Annotated in this window: 2 protein-coding genes; one reads left to right on the forward strand and one right to left on the reverse strand. The window is 22.7% G+C overall.

Annotated features, from left to right (window positions below; genetic code table 11):
• Nucleotides 1–60 precede the first annotated feature (60 nt).
• Complete coding sequence (locus tag G3997_RS06880; protein ID WP_296644769.1) at nucleotides 61–243, forward strand: hypothetical protein; 183 nt, start codon at nucleotides 61–63, stop codon at nucleotides 241–243.
• A gap of 21 nt (nucleotides 244–264) precedes the next feature.
• Here G3997_RS06880 and G3997_RS06885 read toward each other — a convergent pair whose 3' ends face one another.
• A complete protein-coding gene (locus G3997_RS06885; RefSeq protein WP_296644772.1) occupies nucleotides 265–573 on the reverse strand; it encodes a hypothetical protein in 309 nt (102 codons plus the stop codon).
• Between the last annotated feature and the right edge of the window lie 38 nt (nucleotides 574–611).

Here is a 611-nt window from a genome sequence, read left to right on the forward strand (position 1 = left end):
TAAATATTTATTATAATAGAAAAAATATTCTTAAACATTATAGTTTTTTGGAGGCTAAGTATGAATAAGTATATTATTATAAGATATGATAATAAATCTATATCGCCTCCCATGTCAAAACATGAGGCCATAGCAAAACTTAAAGAGTATAATAAAAAAGGTATCTCTAGTTATTTAATATCTAAAAATACTTATCAAGATATCAACCATATTAATAAAAATAATACATCTTCTATAAAGTAAAAAAGGAGCATAAGCTCCTTTTTAAATTTTATGTCTTGAATTATAATACTTATCTTTTTTTCCCTTTTGTGATCTTGATTCCATTAATTCTTTTATTTTAGTTATATAAGAATCATCATCACTTATCCTTATAAGGCTAGTTAGATAATATCCTTGAGTAGTTTTTGGAATTTTTTTTCTTATAACTAAATCTATAGCTGTTTTTGCAGCTTTAAAATGTTTAAGATGAGTGTGACCTTCTTGAAAACTTTTTCTAGCATTATAAACTATATAACCTTCTTTTACTTGAAATATCATAAATTCTTTTCTTTCATATATTTTGTTATACATTAAATCAATCCTTTTCAAGATAGTCTTGCTATAATATA

Source organism: Romboutsia sp. 13368, assembly GCF_018336475.1.
In the GTDB taxonomy this organism is placed as follows: Bacteria; Bacillota; Clostridia; order Peptostreptococcales; family Peptostreptococcaceae; genus Romboutsia.

Coding starts and splice junctions, on each gene's coding strand:
- G3997_RS06885 (WP_296644772.1), bottom strand. CDS start 573: ATGTATAACAAAATATATGAAAGAAAAGAATTTATGATATTTCAAGTA.
- G3997_RS06880 (WP_296644769.1), top strand. CDS start 61: ATGAATAAGTATATTATTATAAGATATGATAATAAATCTATATCGCCT.